The 24,001-nt window shown below is 66.5% G+C and carries 24 protein-coding genes and 1 pseudogene; 23 read left to right on the forward strand and 2 right to left on the reverse strand.

Going from position 1 to position 24,001, the window contains the following annotated elements:
* Positions 1-17 precede the first annotated feature (17 nt).
* The gene (locus tag J5M86_RS02265) at positions 18-404 is read left to right on the forward strand and encodes a DUF6394 family protein (protein WP_188059699.1); all 387 of its coding nucleotides are present in this window, start codon (positions 18-20) and stop codon (positions 402-404) included.
* A gap of 66 nt (positions 405-470) precedes the next feature.
* The gene (locus tag J5M86_RS02270; RefSeq protein WP_188059698.1) at positions 471-2,204 is read left to right on the forward strand and encodes an NAD-binding protein; all 1,734 of its coding nucleotides are present in this window, start codon (positions 471-473) and stop codon (positions 2,202-2,204) included.
* A 9-nt stretch (positions 2,205-2,213) separates the two neighbouring features.
* Here J5M86_RS02270 and J5M86_RS02275 read toward each other — a convergent pair whose 3' ends face one another.
* Together J5M86_RS02275 and J5M86_RS02280 are read right to left on the reverse strand one after the other, a co-directional pair.
* Positions 2,214-2,906: a class I SAM-dependent methyltransferase gene (locus J5M86_RS02275; RefSeq protein ID WP_244328431.1), complete on the reverse strand. Its 693-nt coding sequence runs from the start codon at positions 2,904-2,906 to the stop codon at positions 2,214-2,216.
* A 9-nt stretch (positions 2,907-2,915) separates the two neighbouring features.
* Entirely contained in the window at positions 2,916-3,728 is an 813-nt protein-coding gene (locus J5M86_RS02280) for a hypothetical protein (RefSeq protein WP_188059697.1), read from the reverse strand.
* Positions 3,729-3,788: 60 nt separating this feature from the next.
* On the opposite strand from J5M86_RS02280, the gene J5M86_RS02285 reads away from it, so the two are divergent.
* The 21 genes and pseudogenes from J5M86_RS02285 to J5M86_RS02385 all read left to right on the forward strand — a co-directional run bounded on the left by J5M86_RS02285 (position 3,789) and on the right by J5M86_RS02385 (position 23,977).
* Complete coding sequence (locus J5M86_RS02285) at positions 3,789-4,715, forward strand: Ppx/GppA phosphatase family protein (protein ID WP_188059696.1); 927 nt, start codon at positions 3,789-3,791, stop codon at positions 4,713-4,715.
* A 15-nt stretch (positions 4,716-4,730) separates the two neighbouring features.
* Complete coding sequence (locus J5M86_RS02290; protein WP_244328432.1) at positions 4,731-5,522, forward strand: sugar phosphate isomerase/epimerase; 792 nt, start codon at positions 4,731-4,733, stop codon at positions 5,520-5,522.
* A gap of 322 nt (positions 5,523-5,844) precedes the next feature.
* On the forward strand, positions 5,845-6,600 hold the full coding sequence (locus J5M86_RS02295) for an ATP-binding cassette domain-containing protein (protein WP_244328433.1): 756 nt from the start codon (positions 5,845-5,847) through the stop codon (positions 6,598-6,600).
* A 371-nt stretch (positions 6,601-6,971) separates the two neighbouring features.
* Entirely contained in the window at positions 6,972-7,787 is an 816-nt protein-coding gene (locus J5M86_RS02300) for a hypothetical protein (protein ID WP_208965085.1), read from the forward strand.
* A complete protein-coding gene (locus J5M86_RS02305; RefSeq protein WP_188059692.1) occupies positions 7,784-8,386 on the forward strand; it encodes a hypothetical protein in 603 nt (200 codons plus the stop codon). The genes J5M86_RS02300 and J5M86_RS02305 overlap by 4 nt, the downstream gene beginning before the upstream one ends.
* Positions 8,387-8,478: 92 nt before the next feature.
* Positions 8,479-10,152, forward strand: coding sequence for a circularly permuted type 2 ATP-grasp protein (locus J5M86_RS02310; RefSeq protein WP_370587314.1), 1,674 nt, complete (start codon positions 8,479-8,481; stop codon positions 10,150-10,152).
* Positions 10,152-11,078 carry an alpha-E domain-containing protein gene (locus J5M86_RS02315; protein WP_188059691.1) on the forward strand — a complete coding sequence of 309 codons (927 nt, stop codon included), beginning with the start codon at positions 10,152-10,154 and terminating at the stop codon, positions 11,076-11,078. Before J5M86_RS02310 ends, J5M86_RS02315 begins: the two co-directional genes overlap by 1 nt.
* Positions 11,075-11,920, forward strand: a complete 846-nt coding sequence (locus tag J5M86_RS02320) for a transglutaminase family protein (protein ID WP_188059690.1) — start codon at positions 11,075-11,077, stop codon at positions 11,918-11,920. Before J5M86_RS02315 ends, J5M86_RS02320 begins: the two co-directional genes overlap by 4 nt.
* A gap of 65 nt (positions 11,921-11,985) precedes the next feature.
* Positions 11,986-12,903, forward strand: a complete 918-nt coding sequence (locus tag J5M86_RS02325) for a proline dehydrogenase family protein (protein ID WP_188059942.1) — start codon at positions 11,986-11,988, stop codon at positions 12,901-12,903.
* A 21-nt stretch (positions 12,904-12,924) separates the two neighbouring features.
* Complete coding sequence (gene proC, locus J5M86_RS02330; protein WP_255427449.1) at positions 12,925-13,758, forward strand: pyrroline-5-carboxylate reductase; 834 nt, start codon at positions 12,925-12,927, stop codon at positions 13,756-13,758.
* Positions 13,759-13,883: 125 nt separating this feature from the next.
* A complete protein-coding gene (locus J5M86_RS02335; RefSeq protein ID WP_188059689.1) occupies positions 13,884-14,423 on the forward strand; it encodes a GNAT family N-acetyltransferase in 540 nt (179 codons plus the stop codon).
* A gap of 33 nt (positions 14,424-14,456) precedes the next feature.
* Positions 14,457-15,668 carry an acetoin utilization protein AcuC gene (locus J5M86_RS02340; protein ID WP_244328434.1) on the forward strand — a complete coding sequence of 404 codons (1,212 nt, stop codon included), beginning with the start codon at positions 14,457-14,459 and terminating at the stop codon, positions 15,666-15,668.
* A gap of 213 nt (positions 15,669-15,881) precedes the next feature.
* Positions 15,882-16,082, forward strand: coding sequence for a helix-turn-helix domain-containing protein (locus tag J5M86_RS02345; protein WP_188059688.1), 201 nt, complete (start codon positions 15,882-15,884; stop codon positions 16,080-16,082).
* A 101-nt stretch (positions 16,083-16,183) separates the two neighbouring features.
* Entirely contained in the window at positions 16,184-16,282 is a 99-nt protein-coding gene (locus J5M86_RS02350; protein WP_003792170.1) for a 30S ribosomal protein bS22, read from the forward strand.
* 101 nt (positions 16,283-16,383) lie between these two features.
* Complete coding sequence (locus J5M86_RS02355) at positions 16,384-17,367, forward strand: NAD-dependent epimerase/dehydratase family protein (RefSeq protein ID WP_188059687.1); 984 nt, start codon at positions 16,384-16,386, stop codon at positions 17,365-17,367.
* On the forward strand, positions 17,360-18,598 hold the full coding sequence (locus J5M86_RS02360) for a lysophospholipid acyltransferase family protein (RefSeq protein ID WP_188059686.1): 1,239 nt from the start codon (positions 17,360-17,362) through the stop codon (positions 18,596-18,598). The genes J5M86_RS02355 and J5M86_RS02360 overlap by 8 nt, the downstream gene beginning before the upstream one ends.
* A 14-nt stretch (positions 18,599-18,612) precedes the next feature.
* On the forward strand, positions 18,613-18,852 hold the full coding sequence (locus J5M86_RS02365) for a glutaredoxin family protein (RefSeq protein ID WP_188059685.1): 240 nt from the start codon (positions 18,613-18,615) through the stop codon (positions 18,850-18,852).
* Positions 18,853-19,015: 163 nt separating this feature from the next.
* Positions 19,016-19,696 (forward strand): redox-sensing transcriptional repressor Rex, encoded by a 681-nt coding sequence (locus J5M86_RS02370; RefSeq protein ID WP_188059684.1) that lies wholly within the window; start codon positions 19,016-19,018, stop codon positions 19,694-19,696.
* Positions 19,693-20,985 (forward strand): glutamyl-tRNA reductase, encoded by a 1,293-nt coding sequence (locus J5M86_RS02375; protein ID WP_188059683.1) that lies wholly within the window; start codon positions 19,693-19,695, stop codon positions 20,983-20,985. The genes J5M86_RS02370 and J5M86_RS02375 overlap by 4 nt, the downstream gene beginning before the upstream one ends.
* Positions 20,982-21,884: pseudogene (hemC, locus tag J5M86_RS02380) on the forward strand (hydroxymethylbilane synthase); the annotation flags it as partial. The gene J5M86_RS02375 and the pseudogene hemC, both read left to right, overlap by 4 nt.
* Positions 21,885-22,354: 470 nt before the next feature.
* Positions 22,355-23,977, forward strand: a complete 1,623-nt coding sequence (locus tag J5M86_RS02385; protein ID WP_188059681.1) for a bifunctional uroporphyrinogen-III C-methyltransferase/uroporphyrinogen-III synthase — start codon at positions 22,355-22,357, stop codon at positions 23,975-23,977.
* Positions 23,978-24,001 lie beyond the last annotated feature (24 nt).

The following is a 24,001-nucleotide window of genomic DNA, read 5'->3' on the forward strand; positions in this document are numbered from 1 at the left end:
GAACTAGGCTCCCTCGGGTGAACCTTGAAAAGGTGGTCTTCGGCTTCTTCGTGCTGTTGTCGGCGACCCTGAACTTCGGTTTCTTCCTCGGCGACCTGTCGAATCCGCACGTCCACAATGTCTACGAGCTCTTCGCCGCGATCGTCGTCAACTGCATCGCGCTGATGCTGAAGTTCGGCGACCGCACCCAGGTGGGCGCGGTCCACCTCGCAACGAGCCTGGTCGCCCTGCTGCAGCTGCTGGGCGCTGCTGCGGTCTGGGTCTTTGCGGTGCAGATCGGCGGCGAGGCGCTCAACGCCGAGAACACCGCGAGCATGGTGTCGCTGTCGGGTGGCGCCCTGCTGGCCAACATCGTCTCGGTCGTGCTGCTGGTGATCGAGACCGTGTCGTACCGGCGGCGCTGAGGCTTCTTCCATGACCGATGACAACCGGGTTTTGTTGACCTCAGCCGCTGGACGCTGACCGGCTCGATGGTCAACATCCTCAGCATTCTCAACCGGCGCTCGCGGGCCGTCACGCAGCGGCGGGCCCGTCGCCGTCCGGTGCCGATCCCGACCGGCCTGCCCACCACCGACGCCGTCTTCTTGGTGTTGCGCCGCATGCGCATGCCGCTGATCGTGCTGATCACCACCTTCAGCATCGCGACGCTCGGGATGACCTTCATCCCCGGCACGGACGCCGATGGCAACCCGTACAAGCTCTCTGCGTTCGACGCGCTCTACCAGATGACGATGACGGTCACGACCGTCGGTTACACCGAGGCGCCTTACCCCTTCAGCTATCCGCAGCGCATGTGGATGACCGCCTCGATCTTCATGCTCGTGCTCAGTTGGGCCTACACCATCGGTGTGATCTTCTCGATGATGCAGGACACCGCGTTCCAGGACGCCCTGGCCTCCCAGCGCTTCCGGCGCAAGGTGCGAGCGATGCGCGAGCCCTTCATGCTGCTGGTCGGATACGGCGTCGCGGGGCAGGCGGTCGGCGCCGAACTCGACAAGCGCCGCCGCCGGTTCGTGGTGGTCGAGCGCACCGAGGATCGCGTCGAGGCTCTCTGGACGCACGAACTCACCGCCGATGTCCCTGCGCTCGAAGCCAGTGGACGCACGCCGGCCGCGCTCGGCCTTGCGGGCCTGGGCCATCCCAGCTGCGAGGCCGTCCTGGCCCTGACCGACGACGACGAGGCCAACCTCGCAGTGGTCATGAGCACCTCCCTGCTGCGCCCGGAGATGCCGGTGATCGCACGGTGCACAGACCCGGTGATCCAACCGCGGATGGAGGATTTCGGGCCGACCGCGATCATCAACCCCGACGACCGCTACGGCGGTTACCTGGCGATGTCGCTACACCAGCCGATCACCCACCAGTTGATCCAGTGGCTGATGGACAACGACGAGCACGAGCTGCCCGAGGCCAGCACCGGCCTCACCGACGGTGAATGGGTGGTCGCGGGCAACTGTCAGTTCGGTGAGGAGGTCGCCGCTGACCTGCGCGCAGCCGGGCTCGAGGTCGATCTGGTCGACCCGACTGCACTGCCGGAGTCGTTCGACGATGTCGCCGGTTTCGTCGCCGCGAGCGTGAATGATCTGACGAACATCGCCCTGGCCGAGCAGGTGCGCCTGGCCAACTCCGACGTCTACCTGTGTGTGCAACAGCGCACCAACGCCTACGCGGCCTTGCTCAAGGCGATGGAGATCGACTCGATCTACATCTCCACCGAGCTGGTCGCGCGCGAGGTGCTCGCACGCGTGCTGACGCCTGTCTTCTGGCAGTTCCTGGAGCAGGTGATGCAGCAGGACGAGCGGTTCGCGATCGCGTTGCGCGACAGGCTGATCGAGCGCTGCGGTACCCGCGCGCCCGAGCGCGACCTGATCGAACTCGTCCCGCAGAAGGCACCTGCGGCGTGCGAGTGGATCGAGCACCACACACTCCGGCTGGGAGAGCTCTTCCGGCACCCCGAAGACCGCTCCCAGCCATTGGCCGTGGTGCCGATGATGCTCATCAGGGACGGCTCGACGACGCTCATCCCGGACGACGACATCGAACTGCAGATCGGCGACCGCATCCTGGTGTGCGGCACCAGCCGCGGGCTCGCTGACGGGTATGACGTGCTCTACCACCCCGCGACGGTCGAGTATCTCGCCACTGGACGCCAGGTGCCCGACACCTGGCTGTGGCGCAAGATCACCCGCTACCGCGCCAGCTGAGCCGCTGCCTCAGTAGCGCTTCCAGCGCACCCAGACCGCGTAGTCGACGCCGGTGCCCTCGTGTTCGGCGAGGATCCGTGCAGTGTTCTGCGCGTCGAACTCGATAGCGACCACGGCCTCGAAGTCGGCGCGCGACGCGAACTGCCAACGCATCATGACCGGGATCTTTTCCCAGCCCTGCTGGTCCCAGAAGCGTTCGATCGAAACAGGGTCGTAGGTCGGCAGCGCCTGCCGGAACCACTGCCCGAACCTCGAGCGGGAGGCGTCGTTGTCGACGACGAAGGCCACCCCGCCCGGAGCCATCACCCGGTCGAGCTCGGCCAGACCCGGCTCGCAACCGCGTCCGAAGAAGTAGGCCCACCGGTTGTGCATGACGTCGACTGACGCTTCCTCCACCGGCAGCATTTCGGCGCGGCCGAGCCGGACGTCCACCGTGGGCATCCCGGCCACCCGTTGCTGGGCTGTTCGCACCAGCGGTTCATGGGGCTCGACCCCGATGACGTCGGCAGCGGTCTCGGCCAGCAGCGGTAGGTGGAAACCGGTGCCGCAACCGATGTCGAGTACGCGCTTGCCGGCCCAGTCGGTGACCGACCGCATGGCCTCCCAGATCGCGCCGTCCGGGTCGACGCCGCGGTTCTCGATCTCGTAGACCTCGGGGTGATTCCAGATGTTCGGCGACGGAATCGCCTGGTAGTCAGTCACTTCGCGCCTCTACATCCTCTGGTCGGGCAGTTGCTCCTTGCGCTGCGCCGCGAGCGTGGCCGGGTGCACCAGCAAGGGGAGCATCTTGCGATGGCCCGGGCGGCGCGCCACCTCCACTGCTGCCAGATGCATCTCGCACCGCCGGACCAGTTCTTGGTAACCGGCTTCGCCCATCAGATGTTTCAACTCTCCGGCATTCGAGACGTAGACCGGGTCCTTGCCGACATGCGCCTGCGGGTTGCCCGAGCAGTACCAGTCGAGGTCGTGCCCGCCCGGCCCCCATCCGCGCCGGTCGTACTCACCGATCGAGACCTCGGTGTACGACGTCTCGTCGTTGAGGGTGACCGTGCGGAAATCGCGCCGGATCGGCAACTGCCAACAGACGTCCGGCTTCAGCGTGTGGGGTTCGAGCCCTTCGGCCATCGCGTGCTGGTGCAGTGAACAACCGGCGCCGGCCGGAAAGCCCGGACGGTTGAGGAAGATGCAGGCGCCGTCGACCACGCGGGTCTTGGTGGCGCCATCCTCCTTCTCGGTCCAGCCCCGCTTGGAGCTGCCCTCGTCGTAGTACTGCCACTCGTCCGGGCCGAGCTTGGCCGCCACCTTCTTGACGTTCTTCAGGTCGTCCTTGTCGCTGAAGTGGGCACCGAGGGTGCAACAGCCGTCGTCCGGACGATCGGCGTAGATGCCCTCGCAGCCCTGACCGAAGATGCAGGTCCAGGACGAGGTCAGCCAGGTGAGGTCGACCCGGAACCGCTCGGTGGCGTCGTCCGGATTGTCGAACTCGGCCCAAATGCGGGGCGCGCCCAGCGGTGTCTCGGTCACCGGAGCATTCTCACGCACGCGCCGCCTGCCGCCCAGAGCGCACCCCATAAACTGCCGACCATGCGCCTGGGTGTGATCGACGTCGGCTCGAACACCGTCCATCTTCTGGTCGTCGATGCCCATCAGGGCGCGCGGCCGCTTCCCGCGTCCTCCCACAAGAGGCAGTTGCGTCTCTCGGAGTTCACCGACGACGACGGCCACATCGCCTCGGCCGGTATCGACCAACTGGTCGAGTTCGTGCGGGAGTGCCAGGAGATCGCCGAAGACCAAGGCATCGAAGACCTGCTCGCCTTCGCCACCAGTGCCATCCGTGAGGCGCCCAACGGCGAGTTCGTGCTCGATCAGGTGCGCAACCGCTCCGGTCTCGACCTGCAGGTGCTGCCCGGCGAGGACGAGGCGCGGCTCACCTTCCTGGCGGTCCGGCGATGGTTCGGTTGGTCTGCGGGACGCCTGCTCGTCGTCGACATCGGCGGTGGATCCCTTGAGTTGATCAACGGTATCGACGAAGAACCCGAAGTGGCGATGAGCCTGCTGCTCGGTGCCGGACGCGTGACCCGCCAGTTGCACGGCGACCCGCCACCGGCGGCGGAGTTGAAGGCGATGCGCAAGCGGATCCGTTCCGACATCGCCCGCGAACTGCGCCCGCTGACCAAGGCCGGCACACCCGACCGCGTCGTGGGCACGAGCAAGACCATCCGTTCGCTCGCGCGCGCCTGTGGCGCCGCACCGTCGGCCGATGGCCCCTTCGTCAAACGCACCCTTTCTCGCAGCGACCTGTCGGAGCTGGTGCCGAAGCTGGCGAAGATGCCAGCCGCCGAACGCGTCGCGCTGCCCGGCGTTTCAGCAGGTCGGGCACAGCAGATGCTGGCCGGCGCGATGGTGCTCGAAGGGGTCATGGATCTCCTCGACATCGAAGAGCTCGAACTGTGTCCGTGGGCGATGCGTGAGGGCATCATCCTGCGCCGGTTGGACTGGCTGGACGACTGAGTGGGGGTCGTCGCGGTGCCTGACAGCCGGGTGGCTCTGTCGACCTCGTCGGTCTACCCGTTGTCGGTCGTCGGGGCCTTCGACCTCGCGGATCGTCTCGGGTACGACGGTCTGGAGGTCATGGTCTGGACCGACCCTGTCAGCCAGGAATCGGGCGCGCTCAACCGCTTGATCGATCATTACGGGCTGCCCGTCGTTTCCATCCACGCACCGACGCTGCTGCTCACCCAACGCGTCTGGGGCACCGAACCCTGGGACAAGATCGACAACTCCGTGCGCCTGGCCCAAGAGGTCGGCGCCGAAGTGGTCGTGGTGCACCCGCCGTTCCGCTGGCAGAAGGAGTACGCGACCGGCTTCGCCGAGGGCATCGCACAACGAGAGGCCGATTCAGGCATGGCGATCGCCGTCGAGAACATGTTTCCGTGGCGAGCCCGCGGACGCGAGATGTTGGCCTACCTGCCGCACTGGGATCCGCGCGAGGAGAACTACGCGCACGTGACACTCGATCTGTCACATACCGCGACCGCCGGCACGGACGCGCTGGAGATGGTGGACGACCTGGGGGAGCGGTTGCGACATCTGCACTTGGCCGACGGCCTCGGGTCGTTCAAGGACGAACATCTCGTGCCCGGTCGAGGCGGACAACCCTGCGCCGAAGTGCTGGAAAAGCTTGCGGCACAACGATTTGCAGGCGACGTGGTGGTCGAGGTCGGCACGCGGAAGCAGACCGACGAAGACCGTGAACTCGACCTCGCCGAAGCGCTCGCGTTCGCACGGCTCCACCTCGCTGCGATCGGCAAATCGTGAAGCGCACACCCTGCCTGACGCAGGAACTTCTTGGGCGACTGCAGGAACTCCTTGATCTCGCGGAGTTCTTCGGCGGCCTCGTCAGCTACATCGGAGGTTGAGCAGATACCTGAGCTGGCCGGCCTGAGGACGCATGGTCTGAATCGGGCGAACCTTAAAGATTTGGTAAGAAATCTTCTGCCCTCAGGTTTTGGTCTAAGCTCCCATTAACTCAACTTCGGCGGATAAGGGGCGGGGGAAGTGAATAGCAGGACCAAAGTACTGACGGCGACACTACTTGCTTTTTCGGTGCATTCGTCAGCGCAGGCAGTGCAAATGGCAAATGTCGAGGTTTGGACGGGCGGTGTGTTGCGTGCGTAGGGGAGCGCCAAGACTTAGCATTTCCTCTTTTCGTTTGTCAGGCGTTTCGTATACATACAAAGGCGGGCGACGGGCGCTGTGGGAGGTCTCCCTTTCCTGGCCGCGCACCGGCGTGGTTGCCCTCCTCGGCCCGAACGGATCAGGAAAGTCCACGCTCTTGTCGCTCGTCGTCGGCACGCGCCGACCGTCGTCCGGCACGTTGTCGTCGACTCCGATGAGCGTCGGTTTTCTACCGCAGGCGGCAACGTGGCCGGGGCGATTCACCGCCCGGGAACTGCTGGCGTACGCAGCGTGGTGGAACAGAGTGCCGAAAAGCGAGGTGGAAGGCAGGATCTCTTCTGCTGCGGCTGCCCTTGACGTTGAAGACGTGCTTGATCAGCGGATCGGCCAGCTATCGGGCGGCTATGTGCGTCGACTCATGGTGGCGCAAGCGGTGGTTCACGCGCCAGAGGTGGTCGTACTCGATGAGCCGAGCGCTGGCCTCGACCCTCGGCAACGGGTAAGGCTCCGTGAAGCTATTGCCGAACTCGGAAGCGAGCGATTGGTCATCGTCGCAACTCATCTGGTGGAGGACATCGACCAGATCGCCGACCACGTCACGATCCTGGACGAAGGCGAAGTCGTCGTCGATTCCGGCATGGACCGGATCCGCGCCACTCACGGGAACGCGCCCGGCAGTCCACTGGAGCGGCTGTACCTAGGGGTCGTGACACGGTGACATCGCCCGTTATTCTGATCGCTGCACGCCGAAGCCTCGGGAAACTGTTCGCCCTGCTCGTGCTACTGGTCGAGGCGGTGGCGCTGTTCACTCACGGCACGACGTGGACAACGGTGTGGGCGCTGTCGGCATCCCATGTCGCGGGAGGGACGATCATCGTGGGGCCCGTCGTCGCGGCGGCCGGCGCGGCGGCATTCGTGGAGCGATCACGCCGGGAAGGTCTCGTGCCTGAGCACGCACTATCGCGTGACACCCTTGTGCGTTTCTCGGTGCTGCTCTGCTGGATGTTCGCCGCGCACCTGGCGGCCGTGGTCGTTGCGTACGTCCTCACTGCGGTTGTGCACGGCGGCGTCGGACCGTATGACCTTCGCTTGATTTCGCTGAGTTTCGTTGTACTGACCTGTTACTGCGCGCTCGGCGCACTTGCTGGAACGCTGTTCCCGTCCTGGCCGACAGTGCCGATCACGGCCATTGGCTGCTACCTGTTGGCGGCATTCACCTCGATCCCGCCCACAAAGGTGATCGTGGGTGGTGCGCAGGGTGTGGGCGGAATGCTGGGCCAGGAGTACCGCGCAGATGGGCTGGCGGTGCAGGCGTTGTGGTTCATCAGCATCGCGGTCGTATTGAGCGCCTTGCTGCTGTCGGCTCGGAGCCGCTTGGCACGCTGCGTCGCGTTGCTCGCCGCTCTCGGCGTCGCTGTCGCGGCCACTTTGACCATGCCCGGTGACACCTTGCGACCCCGTGCGAATGTCGCCTTGGTGTGTCGAGACCGAGTCTGCGTCGACAAGGAAGTTGCGGAAGAGGTCGCGCCCGTGGAGAAAGCCGTCCGGCCGCTTTTGCTGGAGTCGGATCGACTGGCGTCAAGTGTCGGTGGTGCGGAATCCGTACGCCAGGTCGTCGCTGTCTACCCATTTCGGACCACGCCTGGTCAGGTCGCGATCGGATGGGCAGAGGAGCCTCCCCATGTTGATCCGCAGGCGACGGCGTGGTCACTCATTCAGGCAATTTCCGGCTGTAGCGAGCGCCAAGCTGGGGAGCGACCAGCTCCGATGCAGACGGCATCGAGTTGGCTCCTCCATGCGGCGGGGATCGATTCCACCGTCATTGGCCCTGGCGGCCCGGTCCCTAGCCCCACGCAGGCGGAAGGCAAGCAAGCCCTTGGCCGCCTTGTGGCGGATTGCCGATGAAAGGCCTGCTCCTGTTTGCCCGTGCGCGAAACGGGTGGTGGCTACTTCCTCTTGCCCTGCTGGGTTTCGCACTCGCCCGCTGGGCACCGCAGAGCCTCGTCGCATCGCCGGTCGGAATGTCAACGATGTACTCCCCGGCGCTGGTGTGGTGCGGGCTGCCCGGGGCTCTCGGATATCTCGCGCTGCGACAGCCTGGGTTCGACATGGAACTTCGCACGCAATTCTTGGTCCGGGTGCGTGCCCTCTGGTGGGTGATTGTCGTGTGCTGCCTCACCGTTCCGGCTGCCCTGGCCGTGCTGCCGTCGCTGTCTTTGCCGGCCGTGCAAGCACGAAACTCGTTGCTGCTTGTCGGAATCGGCTACTGGACTGTGCGTGCACTCGGCTACGAATTCGGATGGGTCCTCAGCACTGTGACGCTCGGGACGACGGTTTTCTTCGGCACGACCAATACTCTGGGGGAGCCTGCATGGTGGGCCTTTCTCCTGTGGCCCATAACGAGTTCATACTCGTGGTTGCTCACGGGAGTTATCGCAGGATCGGCATGGCTGGCCTATGCGCTACGCGACGTGCAGCGGCCATGGGTCAGCGTTGCCAGCTGATGTCTCAACTGGAGCCTGTCGTGCACTGAGGGCTGGACGGGCCCTGATGCGATGGGGCACTCCGGTCTTGAATTCGCGCTAGGTTCACATGCGTGACCGGGATCTTCGATGCGTACCAGACGCGCCCGAACACCTTTGACGAGATGTTCACCGAGTCGGGTGAGACCCGGGCGGCGTACGCGGGGGTGCGGCGGCAGGTCGAACACCTCGCGCCGAGCGACGTTCGCACACGGGCCGACTACCTCTCTCACACCTATCTCGACCAGGGCGTGACCTTCGACATCGGCGGTGAGGAACGACCCTTCCCGGTCGACATCGTCCCCAGGCTCATCGACAACCAGGCCTGGTCGGTCGTCGATGCCGGTGTGGCCCAACGAGTTCGGGCGCTCGAGGCGTTCCTGGCCGATATCTACGGTGAGGGCCAGGTGTTCAACGACGGCGTCATCCCGCGCAGCGTCGTCACCAGTAGCCCGCACTTCCTGCGCGCTGCCAAGGGCATCAACCCGCCGGCCGGCGTGCGCGTGCACGTGTCGGGCATCGATCTCATCCGCGATGCCAAGGGCGACTTCCGGGTGTTGGAGGACAACGTGCGCATCCCTTCCGGGGTGTCGTACGTGATGACCAATCGGCGGGCGATGTCGGCGGCGCTGCCCGAGGCCTTCGCGCACCACCGCATCCGCCCGGTCACGCAGTATCCCGGCAAATTGCTTGCGGCGTTGCGCGCCTGCGCACCCTCGGGCGCCGGCGCCGGAGACCCGACGGTCGTCGTCCTGTCGCCCGGGTCGTACAACGCCGCCTACTTCGAGCACGCACTGCTCGCCCGGTTGATGGGTGTGCGTCTGGTGGAAGGTCGCGACCTCGTGGCTCAAGCCGGACGCGTGAGCGTGCGCACCACCAATGGCCTGGTGCCGGTGCACGTCATCTATCGCCGGGTCGACGACGACTTCCTCGACCCTGTTCATTTCAAACGTGATTCGGTGCTCGGCGTGCCCGGCCTTCTAAACGCCGCCCGCCGCGGAAATGTCACGATCGCCAACGCGGTCGGCAACGGTGTCGCCGACGACAAGCTGGTCTACACCTACGTCCCTGACCTCATCCGCTACTACCTCGCGCAGGAGCCGATCCTGCCCAATGTCGATACGTGGCGGATGGAAGATCCGGAGCATCGGGAGCAGGTGCTCGACCGGCTCGGCGAACTCGTCGTCAAACCGGTCGACGGCGCCGGCGGCAAGGGCATCGTCATCGGCCCCCGAGCAACGCAGCAGGAGTTGGACGCGTTACGTGCCCGTTTGTTGGACGACCCGCGGGGCTGGATCGCCCAGCCCGTCGTCCAGCTCAGCACGGTGCCGACGCTGATCGGAGATCAACTCGCGCCACGCCACGTCGATCTGCGCCCGTTCGCGATCAACGACGGAGACAAGGTGTGGGTGCTGCCCGGAGGCCTCACCCGCGTCGCCCTGCCCGAGGGAGAGTTGATCGTCAACTCCAGCCAGGGCGGAGGCTCGAAGGACACCTGGGTGCTGGCCCCCGAGCCGGGCGATCCGGTACGTACCGCTGAGCAGGCACACGACGCGTCGGTGCTGCACCCGGCGCATCGCACCGCCCGCGCCGCTGCACTGCGCGAAGGCGGGACGACTGACGAGCCCGCGTCCGAATCGACGATGGTGAGCACGCAGAGCCAGTCGCAAAGCCAGAGTCAGTCGGGCTCGCAGACCCAGTCTCAGAGTCAGTCGTCCGGCGCACCTTCGGACGGGGGAATCCGCTGATGCTCAGTCGAATTGCGGAGTCGCTCTTCTGGATCGGCCGGTACGTCGAGCGGGCCGAAGCCACTGCGCGCATCCTCGACGTGCACCTGCAAGTGCTCGTCGAAGACCCGGTGCTCGACCGCGATGCAGCCTGTCGTTCGCTGCTTGCGGCCATGGCCGTCGAATGGGAGGGACCGGCCGACGTCGCCGACGTACTGCGGGTGCTGCTCAGCGACGCCCAGTCGCCGTCGGCCATCGCGTACGCGCTCAGCATGGCCCGTGACAACGCCCGCCGGTCGCGCGAGATCGTCTCCACCGAGCTGTGGGAAGCGCTCAACACCACCCATCTGCTGGTCGCCAACGGGCAACTGGGCCGCATGCGGCCCTCGGACGCCTTCCGCCTGGTGCGCGAGCGCACCAACATGATCGCCGCGCTCGCCAACAGCACCCAGAGCCATGACGACGGGTGGCAGTTCATCAAGCTCGGCGGAATGATCGAGCGGGTCGACATGACAGCCCGGATGATTCTGATGACCACCTACGGCACGGGTTCGGCGGCGTCCTGGCAGGTCACGCTCCGGGCTTGCGGCGCATCGCATGCCTTCACCCGTGCGTATCGCGGCTCGGAGTCGCCTCGCGCCGCCGCCGAGTTCCTGTTGCAGGACAGGCTCTTTCCGCGCTCGGTCTCGTTCGCGTTGGCCGAGGTGGCGACCTGCCTCGACCGGCTCGATCCGAAGGCGCGCCGCATCGGCTTCTCCGGTGATGCCAAGCGGATCGTCGGGCAGGCGCTTGCACGTCTGGAGTACCGCTCGATCAGCGAACTGCTGGGTGACGTACGCGGTGAGATGGAGCAGCTGCAGCGGGTCGGCGTGCAGGCGACCGAGGCCGTGTCGAAGCGATATTTCGAGGGTGCAATCCCTCCCGAGTGGCTGCGAGGTGGATCGTGAGCGTCACCCTGCGATTGGTGCATCGCGCCGGATACACCTATTCGGGTCCGTCGATCGCGTCGTACAACGAGGCGCGGATGATCCCCAAGTCGACTGCTGCCCAGACCGTTTCGCACACGCGGATGGAGATCACGCCCACTCCTTGGCAGGACTCCTGGACCGACTACTGGGGCACGAATGTCACCACCTTCGAGATCCACGAGCCGCACGACGAACTCAAGGTCGTGTCGATCAGCACGGTGACCGTGCACCGCACCCCGCGTGCGCCTGGTGATCTCGACTGGACTGTGCTCGCGCAGCCCGAGCTCACCGACCAGTTCGGTGAGTACCTCGAACTTGCCGGGGCCACGCACTCCGGAACAGATCTGACCCGTGCTGCTGCGCAACTGCGAGACGGCTGCGAGAGCCCGTCCGCCTATGTGGACGCTGTGCTCGAGCTGTTACACCAGCGCCAGCCGTACGCCTCCGACCGTGCCGCCCACCTTCCCTCGGCAGATGTCGCATGGGAGCAGCGCAGTGGCAACGCCATCGACCTCGCCCATGTCACCCTCGCCATGCTGCGCACCGCGGGAATCCCGGCGCGGTTCGTCGCCGGGTATCGGTTGAGCGAAACCGACGCCGAGGTGGGCGACGTGATCACCGGCTTCGGTCACGCATGGGTGGAGTGGTGGGACGGCAGTTGGTGTGCTGTCGACCCGGCGCTGCGTTGCGCACCCGACGACTTCTACATTGAAGTGGCACACGGCCGTGACTATTCGGACGTCGTGCCGCTGCGGGGCATCTTCACCGGCACCCCCGGCAGCAAGATGTTTGTCACGGTGGAGATCAGCCGGTTGGCCTGATCCCGACTCGAAATCCAAGGAGATCTCAAGTGCTCGATCCGAAGGCCGCACTCCGCCAGGGTCTGATGGGCCTGAGCAGGAGCACCAAGGTGCGCGACGTCGTGGAGAAGGCGCCGATCAGCCGTGACGTGGTGAACCGTTTTGTCGCCGGCACCACCACCTCGGACGCCGTCCGCACCGCCCGCGAACTCGACGGCACCGGACGCCTGGTGACCATCGACTTCCTCGGCGAAGACACCCTCGACCGCGCCCAGGCGATCGCCACCCGTGACGCCTACCTCGACCTGCTCGCCGACCTTGCTGACGCCGGCCTCTCCGACGGCGGACGCGTCGAGGTCAGTCTGAAGCTCAGCGCACTCGGTCAGGCGTTGCCGCGCGACGGACGCAAGATCTCCCTCGATTACGCGCGCTCGGTGTGCGAAGCTGCGGCGATCGCCGACACCACGGTCACCCTCGACATGGAAGACCACACCACGACGGACGCCACCCTGGAAACCCTCGCGGCACTGCGCAAGGACTTCCCGCAGACCGGCGCAGTGCTGCAGGCCTACCTGCGCCGCACCGAAGCTGATTGTCGCGACCTTGCGTACGCAGGCAGCCGGGTGCGCTTGTGCAAGGGCGCCTACGCCGAGCCGTCCTCGGTGGCCTTCGCCGACAAGGGCGAGGTCGACATGAACTACGTGAAGTGCCTGCGGGTGCTCATGGAGGGCGAGGGCTACCCGATGGTGGCCAGCCACGATCCGCGCATCATCCAGATCGCGGGATCGCTGGCCGACAAGAACCTCCGGGCACCAGAATCCTTCGAGTTCCAGATGCTCTACGGCATCCGGCCCAAGGAGCAACAGCGCCTCGCCGATGCCGGTCATCGCATGCGGGTCTACGTGCCTTTCGGTGACGAGTGGTACGGCTATCTCATGCGACGCATGGCCGAGCGTCCGGCGAACACCGCGTTCTTCGTCCGCGCGCTCACCAGCCGCTCCTGAACTGCCCGAAAGAGGTCACTGTTGTCGCACAGAGCACGCTCCCACGCGCCGGAGCCCCGTCGTCTCGCCCTGCTCGGGGCGGGCGTGATGGGGGAGGCGCTGCTGGCCGGACTGCTGCGTAGCGGTCAGCCCGCCGATCTGGTCACCGTCAACGATCGGCACGCACCGCGCGCTCAGCAGATCGTCGATGAGTACGGCGTCCACGCTGCTACTGCGCCCGATGCTGTCGCGGACGCCGACACCGTGGTGCTCGCTGTGAAACCCCAGGACATGGAAGCGCTGCTGGGGCAGATCAGCGGACGCCTACGCCCAGGTGCGCTCGTGGTCTCGATCGCCGCCGGCATCACCAACGCCTATCTCGAGGCTCGGCTCCCCGATGGCACCGCCGTCGCCCGCGTCATGCCCAACACTCCCGCGCTGGTCGACCGCGGCATGTCGGCGATCAGCCCCGGCACCCATTGCACCGAGGACGACCTGGCCGAGGCCGCGCGCCTGCTGGAGGGCTGCGGGAAGGTCGTGACGCTCGCCGAGAAGCACATGGACGCCGTCACCGCGATCAGCGGCAGCGGGCCCGCCTACATCTTCTACGTCGTCGAGGCCATGATCGAAGCGGGCGTGCTGCTCGGGCTGCCGCGTGCGACCTCGACCGAGTTGGTCGTGCAGACCGTGGTCGGCGCCGCGACGATGCTGCAGGAAACCGGCGAGCACCCCACCGTCCTGCGGGAGCAGGTGTCATCCCCGGGCGGCACGACGATGGCGGCCGTGCGGCAGTTGGACGATCACAAGGTGCGGGCCGCGCTGATGACTGCGATCGAAGCCGCCGCCCAGCGTTCGGCCCAGTTGGCTCAGGGCTGATCAGCCGCAACCTGTCCGCAGGGGTGGACGACGCGCTCACGCTCGCAGCGAGGCGGTTAGGCTGGGCACGACAGACCACCCTCCCGGTCATCGGGGAGATACACCGGCATGGAAAGGTGGCTTACATGAGTGAGATCACGATCCGAGCGCTCGGCGCCGATGAGTGGGAGACTTATCGCGACGTGCGTCTGCGCGCGTTGGAGGAGTCTCCGGACGCGTTCGCTGCATCACTCACGCAGGAGAAGCAGTTCGAGGAAGAGTTCTGGCGCACCCGCGTCGAGCGGTCGCGGCGCATGGTCGCCGAGTCGGGCGACGAGGTCGTCGGCGTCGTTTCTGTCGGCAACCGTTCCACGGAGGACGCCCGTGTCGTCGAACTCTTCGGTCTCTGGGTGACGCCGAGCCTGCGCGGTCAGGGCGTTGCCTGGAAGCTGGTCGAGGCCGGCGTCGAGCAGGCGACAGCTGAGAACTACAAGTTCGTCCTGTACTGGGTCGGCACCGACAACGGCCGTGCGGTGGCGTTCGCCAGCAGCTTCGGCTTCCGCCCCACCGATTCGCGTCGCCCGATGAAGGGCGCCACCGAGGAGACCGAGGACGACGAGGAGATGGCGATGATCTACGCCCTCAGCGACGACCCCTCGGCTGTTCCTTCCTCCGTTCTGGCCTGAGCAGAGGTTCCCTACTCGTAGAAGCTGCGCGCCATGGCATCGATACCGCCAGTGGTCCGGGTCGTCTGGGATGACAGCTTTACCCAGTACGACTTCGGCGACTCGCACCCGATGAACCCGGTCAGGCTCGACCTGACCACCCGGTTGGCGCGCGCCCTCGGTGTGTTCGACCTGCCCCATGTAGAAATGGTCGGCATCGGCGATGAGCCTGATATCGACGGCTTCCTGCAGACCGTGCACACCCCGGAGTTCATCGCAGCGGTCAAGGCGGCCTCGGCCGACCCCGGCCGCGCCGACGAGGCCTTCGGGCTGGGCACCGAGGACGATCCTGCGTTTCTGGGGATGCACGATGTTTCTGCGCTGATCTCGACCGCCACCCGCGACCTGTGCAAGGCCGTCTGGACCGGCGAGATCGACCACGGCGTCAACTACTGCGGTGGTCTGCACCACGCGATGGCCGACCGGGCCGCCGGCTTCTGCATCTACAACGACGCAGCGCTGGGCATCCAATGGCTGCTCGACAACGGTGTCGAGCGCGTGGCCTATGTCGACGTCGACGTCCACCACGGGGACGGCGTCGAGCAGATCTTCTGGGACGACCCGCGCGTGCTGACGGTCTCCGTGCACGAGACCGGCCGCGTGCTCTTCCCGGGCACCGGATTCCCCGGGGACGTCGGTGGCCCCGGGGCCGAGGGCAGCGCGGTGAATCTCGAACTGCCGGCGGGCACCGGTGATGCCGCCTGGTTGCGCAGCATCCACGCCGTCGTGCCCTCGGTCATCCGCGCGTTCAAACCGCAGGTGATGGTGACCCAGCAGGGTTGCGACTCCCACTACGCCGACCCGCTGGCCCACATGGCAATCAGCATCGACGCCCAGCGCACGGTCTTCGAGACCCTGCACGACCTGTCGCACGAGGTGTGCGGCGGCAAGTGGGTGGCACTGGGCGGTGGCGGTTACGAGCTCATCGACGTCGTCCCGCGTTCCTGGACCCACCTCACCGCGATCGCGGCCCACCGACCGATCCCGCTGGAGACGCCGGTGCCGCAGGAGTGGCGCGACCACGTGAAGGAGCGCTTCGGACGACCTGGTCCGCCGCGGATGGGCGATGGCGTCGCCGAGGGCGATCACGTGTGGTTCCGCTCCTGGGCGACCGGCAGCGACCCCGACAGCGCCACCGACCGTGCCGTCATGGCCACCCGCGAAGCCGTCTTCCCCCACCACGGCCTCGACATCTGGTTCGACTGACGGCGCCGCGAAAGGGTGGCGGTGTGGAGCGGAAGGGCTGCAGCGAGCCCGCGAGCAGCAGAATTTCCGCGCAACACGGCGTGTTGAGTGGACAAGTTTGCCGAGAACTTTCCATGAAGGCTCAGGTGCCCCTATGGTGCTCCCAGGCAACATTCATCACGGCTCGGGCGATCTTCGTCGCGGCCGCGCCGTCACGAGAGGCTTGGTACATCCATGGAGCAAGAGCGCCAGCTCGGCGATGTCACGTTCATGACCGTCGCCGAGGTCGCCACCATCATGCGTGTTTCCAAGATGACGGTGTACCGACTGGTCCACTCCGGTGAGCTGCCCGCCGTGCGCGTGGGGCGTTCGTTCCGTGTTCCGCAGGACGCGGTCGATGCCTACCTGAGGCAGTCGTACATGGGCACTGCCTGATTTCTGCACCTGCGTGCGGATGCCGTAAAGTGGCACGAAGGGCTCAAAGCCCACACATCTTTGTACCTGTTCCCGAGATCCAGTAAGGACACCGTCGACGCATGGGTTCCGTCATCAAGAAGCGCCGCAAGCGCATGGCCAAGAAGAAGCACCGCAAGCTGCTGCGCAAGACGCGCCACCAGCGTCGTAACAAGAAGTAAGCAGACTTTTCAGACAATTGGCTCCGTCCCCCTTCCATGGTGGCGGAGCCTCTTGCATCAGGCGTACGCGCCGTAGGATCTGAGTCGGACAGGGGTGAGTCGTGGGACGGGTTGTATTGGTGACCGGGGTGTCGCGCCGCATCGGCGGGCGCACCGCCGAGTTGCTGTCGCGCGATCCTGAGATCGACAAGGTGATCGCGGTCGACGCGGTGCCGCCCTCGCACAGTCTGGGTAGCGCTCAGTTCGTGCGCGCTGACATCCGCAACCCGATGGTCGGCAAGGTGATCTCGCAGGAGAAGGTCGACACCGTGCTGCACCTTGGGGTGATCCTCACGCCGCGTCAGGCGGGCGGACGTACCTCCCAGAAAGAGATCAACGTCATCGGCACGATGCAGCTGCTCGCTGCCTGTCAGCGGGCCGACTCGCTGAAGCGGCTGGTGGTGAAGTCGTCGGCGGCGGTCTACGGTTCCTCGCCGCGTGATCCGGCGATGTTCACCGAGGAGTTGCAGGCGCGTCGCACACCCACCGGTGGCTTCGGTAAAGACTCCGCCGAGGTGGAGAACTACGTGCGCGGCTTCGCCCGTCGCCGCCCTGACGTCACGGTGTGCACCTTGCGCATGGCCAATGTCGTCGGTCGCGGATTCCGCACCCAGCTGTCCGACTACTTCACGATGCCGGTGATGCCGGTGCCGATGGGTTTCGATGGACGTCTGCAGTTGCTGCACTTCGACGACGCCCTCGGTGCGCTGCGTGCGGCCACGTTGTCGTCGATGGGCGGCACCGTCAACGTCGCGGCCGACGGACTGCTCACCGTGCGCCAGGCGGCCAAGATCGCCGGTAAACCGATCGTACCGGTGGCACCGCAGGCCGGCGGACTCGTCGAGCAGATCACCAAGCGGATCGGCCTGCGTGGCTTCGAAGCCGCGCAGATGGACTTCCTGTGTTACGGACGAGGGATGGACACCACTCGCATGCGCACCGAACTCGGATTCGAGCCCGAGCTGACCACTCGCGAGGCATTCGTCGACGTCTTCGCGTCGCCGTCTCGTCGCGCCCAGGAGATGGCGGGTGCGCGTCGTGGCTGAACCCAAGAGCAGCAAACCCGCCGCTAAGTCGGCGAAGCCGGCAACCCGCACGCCCGCCGGCAAGACCGCGAAGGCCGCTGCTCCCAAGCCTGTCCGGGCGCGGCAGCAGAGCAGTGACGCGCTCGGTTCGAAGGCCACCCGGCGTCCGAGCCGTCAGTCGGTGCGCTCGAAGTCGACGCCGCCGCCGCGTCCGGCGCTGCGCGTCGTGCCCGACCCCGCGCCGCACAGCGAGCACCCCTCAGCCGGCAAGGCGTCCGGCCGGTCGTCATCGTCCTTGCCTTTCGATCTGCCCTTCGAGCTCCCGTTCGATCTTCCGGCCGATCCCACCGCGCTGGTGCAGACGCTGGTGTCATTGCTGCGGGCTGCCGGCACCGCGGCCGGGCTGAGTGGGGACGACCTCGACCGTCGGATTGCCGGAGCGCTGGCCTTCCTGCGCCGCCGGATCACCGGTGACTACGCGATCGACGACTTCGGCTTCGACGAAGAGTTCACCCGCGAGGTCTGGTTGCCGTTGCTGCGGCCGTTGTACAAGCGGTGGTTCCGTGTCGAGGTGCGCGGCGTCGAGAACATCCCGAGCGAGGGCCGCGGGCTCGTCGTCGCCAACCACTCCGGCACCGTCCCGGTCGACGGTCTGATGACGCAGGTCGCGATCCACGACGAGCACCCGAATCATCGTTTCGTGCGCATGCTCGGCGCCGACCTGGTTTTCCAGTCGCCTTTCATCGGTGAACTCTCGCGCAAGTCAGGCACCACCCTCGCCGCCAATCCCGATGCCGAGCGCCTGCTCGAGAGTGACGAGTTGGTGGCGGTCTTCCCCGAGGGTTTCAAGGGGGTGGGCAAGCCGTTCAGCGATCGCTACCGGTTGCAGCGCTTCGGGCGCGGCGGCTTCGTCTCCGCGGCGGTGCGTGCGGGGGCACCGATCATCCCGTGCTCGATCGTGGGGGCCGAGGAGATCTTCCCGATGATCGGTAATGCCAAGGGCATCGCGCGTCTGGCCGGATTCCCGTACTTCCCGATCACGCCCTTCTTCCCGTTGTTCGGTCTGCTCGGAGCGATTCCGTTGCCGAGCAAGTGGATCATCGAGTTCGGCGAACCGATCGAGACCGCGCAGTACGGCTCGGCCGCGGCCGACGACCCCATGGTGCTCTTCGACGTCACCGACCAGGTGCGCGAGACGATCCAGCAGACGCTGTATTCGCTGCTGCTGCAACGTCGCTCGGTCTTCTTCTGAGGTTCGGTGTGACGATGCAGACGCGAGTCGTCCTCTACGGCAACCCGGGCTGCCACCTGTGCGATGACGCGCGCGCCGTCGTCGAGCGCGTGTGTGCCGACCTCGGAGTCGGTTGGCAGGAGGTCACGATCTCCGGTGATCCGGAGCTCATGGCGAAGTACGGCGAGCTCATCCCGGTGACCGTCGTCGACGGCCGTCAGCACTCCAAGTGGAGGGTCGATGAGCAGCAGTTACGCGCCGCTCTACAGCGCTGATCGGGCTGTGACCCTTACCACACCCACCTCCTAGCACGTTTGGCGCGTTCACGCGACTTTGTGCTTGCGTTCACAAGAACCTATCCTCGGGGGGTCGTGAACCAGGGGTGACCAGCGTTTGGTATACGCCGTGTCGCCTCATCGGGAGGAGTGTCAAATCCCTGTGACCAACGCGCCCACTTCGCGTCGGGAAATTCCTGATGCGACCGTCGCTCGGCTGCCGGTGTACCTGCGGGTGCTCCGAGCCTTGAGCGGCCGCGGAGTCGAGGTCGTCAGCTCCGAGGAGTTGGCCGACGCGGCGGGAGTGCGCTCGTCCGGATTACGCAAAGATCTCTCCTTCCTGGGTTCCTACGGAGTGCGGGGCGTCGGGTACGACGTCGAACGACTCTCCGACGAGATCACCCGTGAGTTGGGGTTGCAGGGCGAGTTCGCCGTAGCCATCGTCGGAATGGGCAATCTGGGACGTGCCTTGGCCGACTACAGCGGTTTCTCCACCCGTGGCTTCAGCGTCCGGTGGCTCATCGACACCGATCCGCAGCTGGCCGGCACGCAATTGTCGACACTCACCGTCGTCGACTTCGACGGATTCCGTCCTGCTGCCGATGAGTCAGTGATCGGCGTCATCGCCACCCCGCCGCACGCGGCGCAGTCGGCCTGCGACGAGCTCGTGGCGCGCGGTGTTCGCTCCATCCTCAACTTCGCCGCCGGGCAGCTGACCGTGCCTGACACTGTCGCGGTGCGACGGGTCGACCTCGCCACCGAGTTGCAGATCCTCGCCTTCCACGAACAACGCGCCCGCGCGGAGTTGGTCAGCGCAGACTCGCTCACGGAGGTCACCTCGTGAGCCTTCTGGTCGTGGGTTTGTCCCACCGTTCGGCCCCGGTCGAACTCCTCGAGCAAGCCGCGTTGGGTGACCGGGGCGAACTGCTCGACATCGTCCTGGGCCAGGGCGATCATGTGGACGAGTGGATGATCGTCTCCACCTGCAACCGGGTCGAGATCTACGGCGAGGTCGCCACCTTCCACGGCGCCGTCGGCGAGATGAGCGAAGCGCTGTGCGCCGTCACAGGGCTGAGCATCGAAGAGCTCGGCGACAGCCTGTACGCCCATTACGAGGAACGCGCCATCGCGCACCTCTTCTCGGTGGCTGCCGGGCTCGACTCCATCGCGGTCGGGGAGAGCCAGATCCTTGCCCAGTTGCGCCAAGCTCTCAGCGACGGTCGCAGTCACGGACATCTGGGCAGCGGCCTGGAGTCGGTGGCCCAGCAGGCGCTGCGCGTCGGTAAGAGGGTGCACGCCGAGACCGAGATCGACAGTGTGAGCAAAGGGCTCATCGAGCGCGGAATCTCGTTGGCGCAGCATCACATCGGTCCGCTGAGCGATGCCCGCGCCGTGGTGATCGGTGCCGGTGCAATGAGCGCCCTCGCGACCCACACGCTGAGCCGCCTCGGGGCTGCTGAGGTCACGATCGTCAGCCGCACGCTCGCCAGCGCCGAGCGCCTGGCGGCCGTCACCGGCGCCAAGGTGACGCCCTGGGAAAACCGTGCGGAAGCATTGGCCGAAGCCGACTTCATCGTGTCGTGCACCGGTGCCGTCGGCCATGTGATTTCGGTGGACGACGCCCGATCAAGTCGTCTCGAGGGTCCACAGGTCTACCTCGACCTGGCGTTGCCCCGCGATGTCGACCCGGAGGTCGCCGACCTGGAAGACGTCCACGTCTTCTGGTTGGACGACCTGCGTGAGGTGGCCGAGGAAGCCGGTTCGCGCAGCCAGGTGCGGGCGGTCGAGGAGTTGGTGACCGCCGAGGTCGCCGAGTTCGTGACCACCCGCCGCGCCGCTTCGGTCGGACCGACAGTGGCCGCGATCCGTCGCTACGCGGCCGATGTCGTCGCTGCCGAGCTGCAGCGACTGGAATCACGCACCACCCTCGACGAGCGCCAGGAGGCGCAGGTGCAGTTGACCATCCACCGCATCGTGGAGAAGTTGCTGCATACACCGACGGTGCGGATGAAAGAACTGGCCGGCTCGCAGGACGCCGCCGACTACACCAAGTTGCTGCACACCTTGTTCGACATCGACCCGTTCGTGTCGAAGGTGTCGCACATTCCGCGCCAGGTGGGAGGAGAGCGATGAGTCCGTTGCGACTGGGCACCCGGCGATCAAAACTCGCGATAACCCAATCGGGCCACGTGGCAGACGCCTTGCGCGCGCTCGGCCATGAGGTCGAACTCGTCGAGATCGTCACCGAGGGTGATGTCAACCCCGCGCCGTTGACGCAGATGGGTGGCACCGGCGTGTTCGCTGCCGCACTGCGCGAAGCCTTGCTGCGAGGCGAGGTCGACTTCGCCGTGCACTCGCTGAAGGATCTGCCCGTCGCGCAGCCGCCGGGCTTGATGATCGCCGCTGTGCCGACTCGTCAGGATCCGCGTGACGCACTCGTCGCACGCGACGGTCTGACGCTGGGGGAGTTGCCCGCCGGCGCCACCATCGGCACTGGTTCACCGCGCCGGGTCGCCGCGCTCGCAGCGCTCGGCCTGGGATTCCAGACCCGCGAGCTTCGCGGAAATGTCGACTCCCGCCTCGCACGCGTCACCACCGGCGAACTCGACGCGGTCATCCTTGCCTGCGCCGGCCTGCGCCGTTTGGGTCGATCCGACCAAATCACCGAGGCAATCGATCCGCTGCAGATGCTTCCTGCGCCCGGGCAGGGCGCGCTGGCGGTCGAGGTGCGCACTGATGACGCCGCTACGCGCGCGATCGTCGAGCAGTTGGACGACCCCGACACACGTGCTGCCATCACCGCCGAGCGCGGTGTGCTCGCCGGGCTCGAAGCCGGCTGCTCGGCACCGATCGGCGCCCTGGCCGAAGTGGTCGAGGACGTCGACGGCAGCCTCGAGATTTCGCTGCGCGCCTTTGTCGGGTCACCGGACGGATCGTACGACCTGCGTCGTTCGCTGACCGGTCCGTTCAACGAGGCCGAGAAGCTCGGCCGCGATCTGGCCGCGATGCTGCTCGAAGACGGTGCGCGCGAGTTCATCCCTTCCAGCGGACGCGTCTCCTACCAGAGCCACAACGCGGCACCTGTGAGATCGCCCTCCGACAGCCCCGCTGATCGACCACCCGCTGTCGGTGATCGACCACCCGCCAGCGGTGACCGACCACCCAGCGCCAGTGACCCGACTGGCGGCGACGATGCGGACCGGGGGAGCCTGCGAGCCCGGGCCGTTGAGGAGCGACATCAAAGGGTGGAGTCGGGTCCTGGCGCCGTAAGTGCCGCTGCCGGTGACCGACCACCCAGCGCCAGTGACCCGACTGGCGGCGACGATGCGGACCGGGGGAGCCTCCGAGCCCGGGCCGTTGAGGAGCGACATCAAAGGGTGGAGTCGGGTCCTGGCGCCGTAAGTGCCGCTGCCGGTGACCGACCACCCAGCGCCAGTGACCCGACTGGCGGCCCTGAATCTGACCTTGAAAATGCAGTACCCGACGCCATGGAGCGTGAGAAGTGAGCACCACCCCCAAGACGCCCGCCGTTGTCGCCTTCGTCGGCTCCGGCCCCGGCGACCCCAGCCTGTTGACCGTGCGTGCGGCCGACCTGCTGAAGCGAGCCGATGTCGTCGTGCTCGACCAGGTGGCTCGTGAAGAGTTCGTCGCGCCGTTCGTGGGTGAAGGCACCGAGATCGTCGACGCCGGTCACGGTGAGACCGGTCAGGCGTTGACTACCGCTTCGCGCGCCAAGCTGCTCGTCCGCACGGTGAAGGCTGCTGCCAAGGCCACCGACGGCGCGCTCGTCGTGCGTCTGATGGACGGCGACCCTGCGACGTTCAACGGTCTGGCCGAAGAGGCCACCGCGCTGCACAAGGCCGGCATCGCCTTCGAGATCGTCCCCGGCGTCAGTGCTGCTTCGGCAGTGCCGACGTACGCGGGTATTCCGTTGACGCACAACGGCTCTCGTGCCGTTCATGTTATTTCTTCCAGTGACAACAAGGTCGACTACGCCGCGTCCTCCGCAGACGACACCACGGTCGTGCTGTTCGGCACCGACGAGACGCTGCGCACCAGCCTGGTGCGCTTGCGCGACGCCGGTCGGTCGGAGCAGACCTCGGTCGCGGTGACCACCTCCGGCACGACGATTCACCAAAAGACCCACACCTTTGCCCTCGAAGGCGCCGAGGCGGGTCTGAAGGCCGCTGGCTTCACCGGTTCGGCGGTGGCCGTCGTCGGTGCGCCGGTTGCTTACCGCGAGACGCTGTCGTGGTGGGAGACCAAGCCGCTGTTCGGGTGGAACGTCCTGGTGCCGCGCACCAAGGACCAAGCGGGTTCGATGACATCGCGCTTGGGTGACTTCGGTGCGTCCAGTGATGTGGTGCCAACGATCAGCGTCGAGCCGCCGCGCACTCCGCAGCAGATGGACCGCGCGATCAAGGGCCTGGTCACCGGCCGTTACGAGTGGATCGGCTTCACCTCGCAGAACGCTGTCAAGGCCGTGCGGGAGAAGTTCGAGGAGTTCGGTCTGGACGCGCGTGCTTTCGCCGGCCTGAAGATCGCCGCCGTCGGTGGCGTCACTGCCGACGCGCTGCTGGCCTGGGGCCTGCGTCCCGACCTCGTGCCCGAGGGTGAGCAGTCGGCCCGCGGCCTGCTCGAGGCGTGGCCCGACTACGACGACCTGCTCGACCCCATCAACCGCGTCTTCCTGCCGCGTGCTGACATCGCCACCGACACCCTCGTGGCCGGCCTGCAGGAGATCGGTTGGGAGGTCGACGACGTCACCGCTTACCGCACCGTGCGTGCCGCCCCGCCGGCTCCGGAGGTGCGTGAGGCGATCAAGTCCGGCAAGTTCGACGCGGTCTGCTTCACCTCGTCCTCGACGGTGCGCAACCTCGTCGGTATCGCCGGCAAGCCGCACGCGACCACCGTTGTCGCCTGCATCGGTCCGGCCACGGCCAAGACTGCCGAGGAACACGGCCTGCGGGTCGACGTGATGGCGCCCGAGCCGTCCGCCGAGGCGCTCGTGGACGCGCTCGCCGACTTCGGCCGCAGCCTCGCGCTGTCAGCCGCCGAGACCGGTGAAGAGGTGCGGCGTCCCAGCCAGCGTCGCAGCACCTCGCGCCGCAAGGCCAAGGCCTAGAAGTAGAGTCCCGAAAGTCTGCGC

This window comes from Yimella sp. cx-51, from assembly GCF_017654605.1.
Classification (GTDB): domain Bacteria; phylum Actinomycetota; class Actinomycetes; order Actinomycetales; family Dermatophilaceae; genus Yimella.

Coding starts and splice junctions, on each gene's coding strand:
- J5M86_RS02270 (WP_188059698.1), top strand. CDS start 471: ATGGTCAACATCCTCAGCATTCTCAACCGGCGCTCGCGGGCCGTCACG.
- J5M86_RS02285 (WP_188059696.1), top strand. CDS start 3,789: ATGCGCCTGGGTGTGATCGACGTCGGCTCGAACACCGTCCATCTTCTG.
- J5M86_RS02295 (WP_244328433.1), top strand. CDS start 5,845: ATGTCGAGGTTTGGACGGGCGGTGTGTTGCGTGCGTAGGGGAGCGCCA.
- J5M86_RS02305 (WP_188059692.1), top strand. CDS start 7,784: ATGAAAGGCCTGCTCCTGTTTGCCCGTGCGCGAAACGGGTGGTGGCTA.
- J5M86_RS02315 (WP_188059691.1), top strand. CDS start 10,152: ATGCTCAGTCGAATTGCGGAGTCGCTCTTCTGGATCGGCCGGTACGTC.
- J5M86_RS02325 (WP_188059942.1), top strand. CDS start 11,986: ATGGGCCTGAGCAGGAGCACCAAGGTGCGCGACGTCGTGGAGAAGGCG.
- J5M86_RS02335 (WP_188059689.1), top strand. CDS start 13,884: ATGAGTGAGATCACGATCCGAGCGCTCGGCGCCGATGAGTGGGAGACT.
- J5M86_RS02340 (WP_244328434.1), top strand. CDS start 14,457: ATGGCATCGATACCGCCAGTGGTCCGGGTCGTCTGGGATGACAGCTTT.
- J5M86_RS02345 (WP_188059688.1), top strand. CDS start 15,882: ATGGAGCAAGAGCGCCAGCTCGGCGATGTCACGTTCATGACCGTCGCC.
- J5M86_RS02350 (WP_003792170.1), top strand. CDS start 16,184: ATGGGTTCCGTCATCAAGAAGCGCCGCAAGCGCATGGCCAAGAAGAAG.
- J5M86_RS02365 (WP_188059685.1), top strand. CDS start 18,613: ATGCAGACGCGAGTCGTCCTCTACGGCAACCCGGGCTGCCACCTGTGC.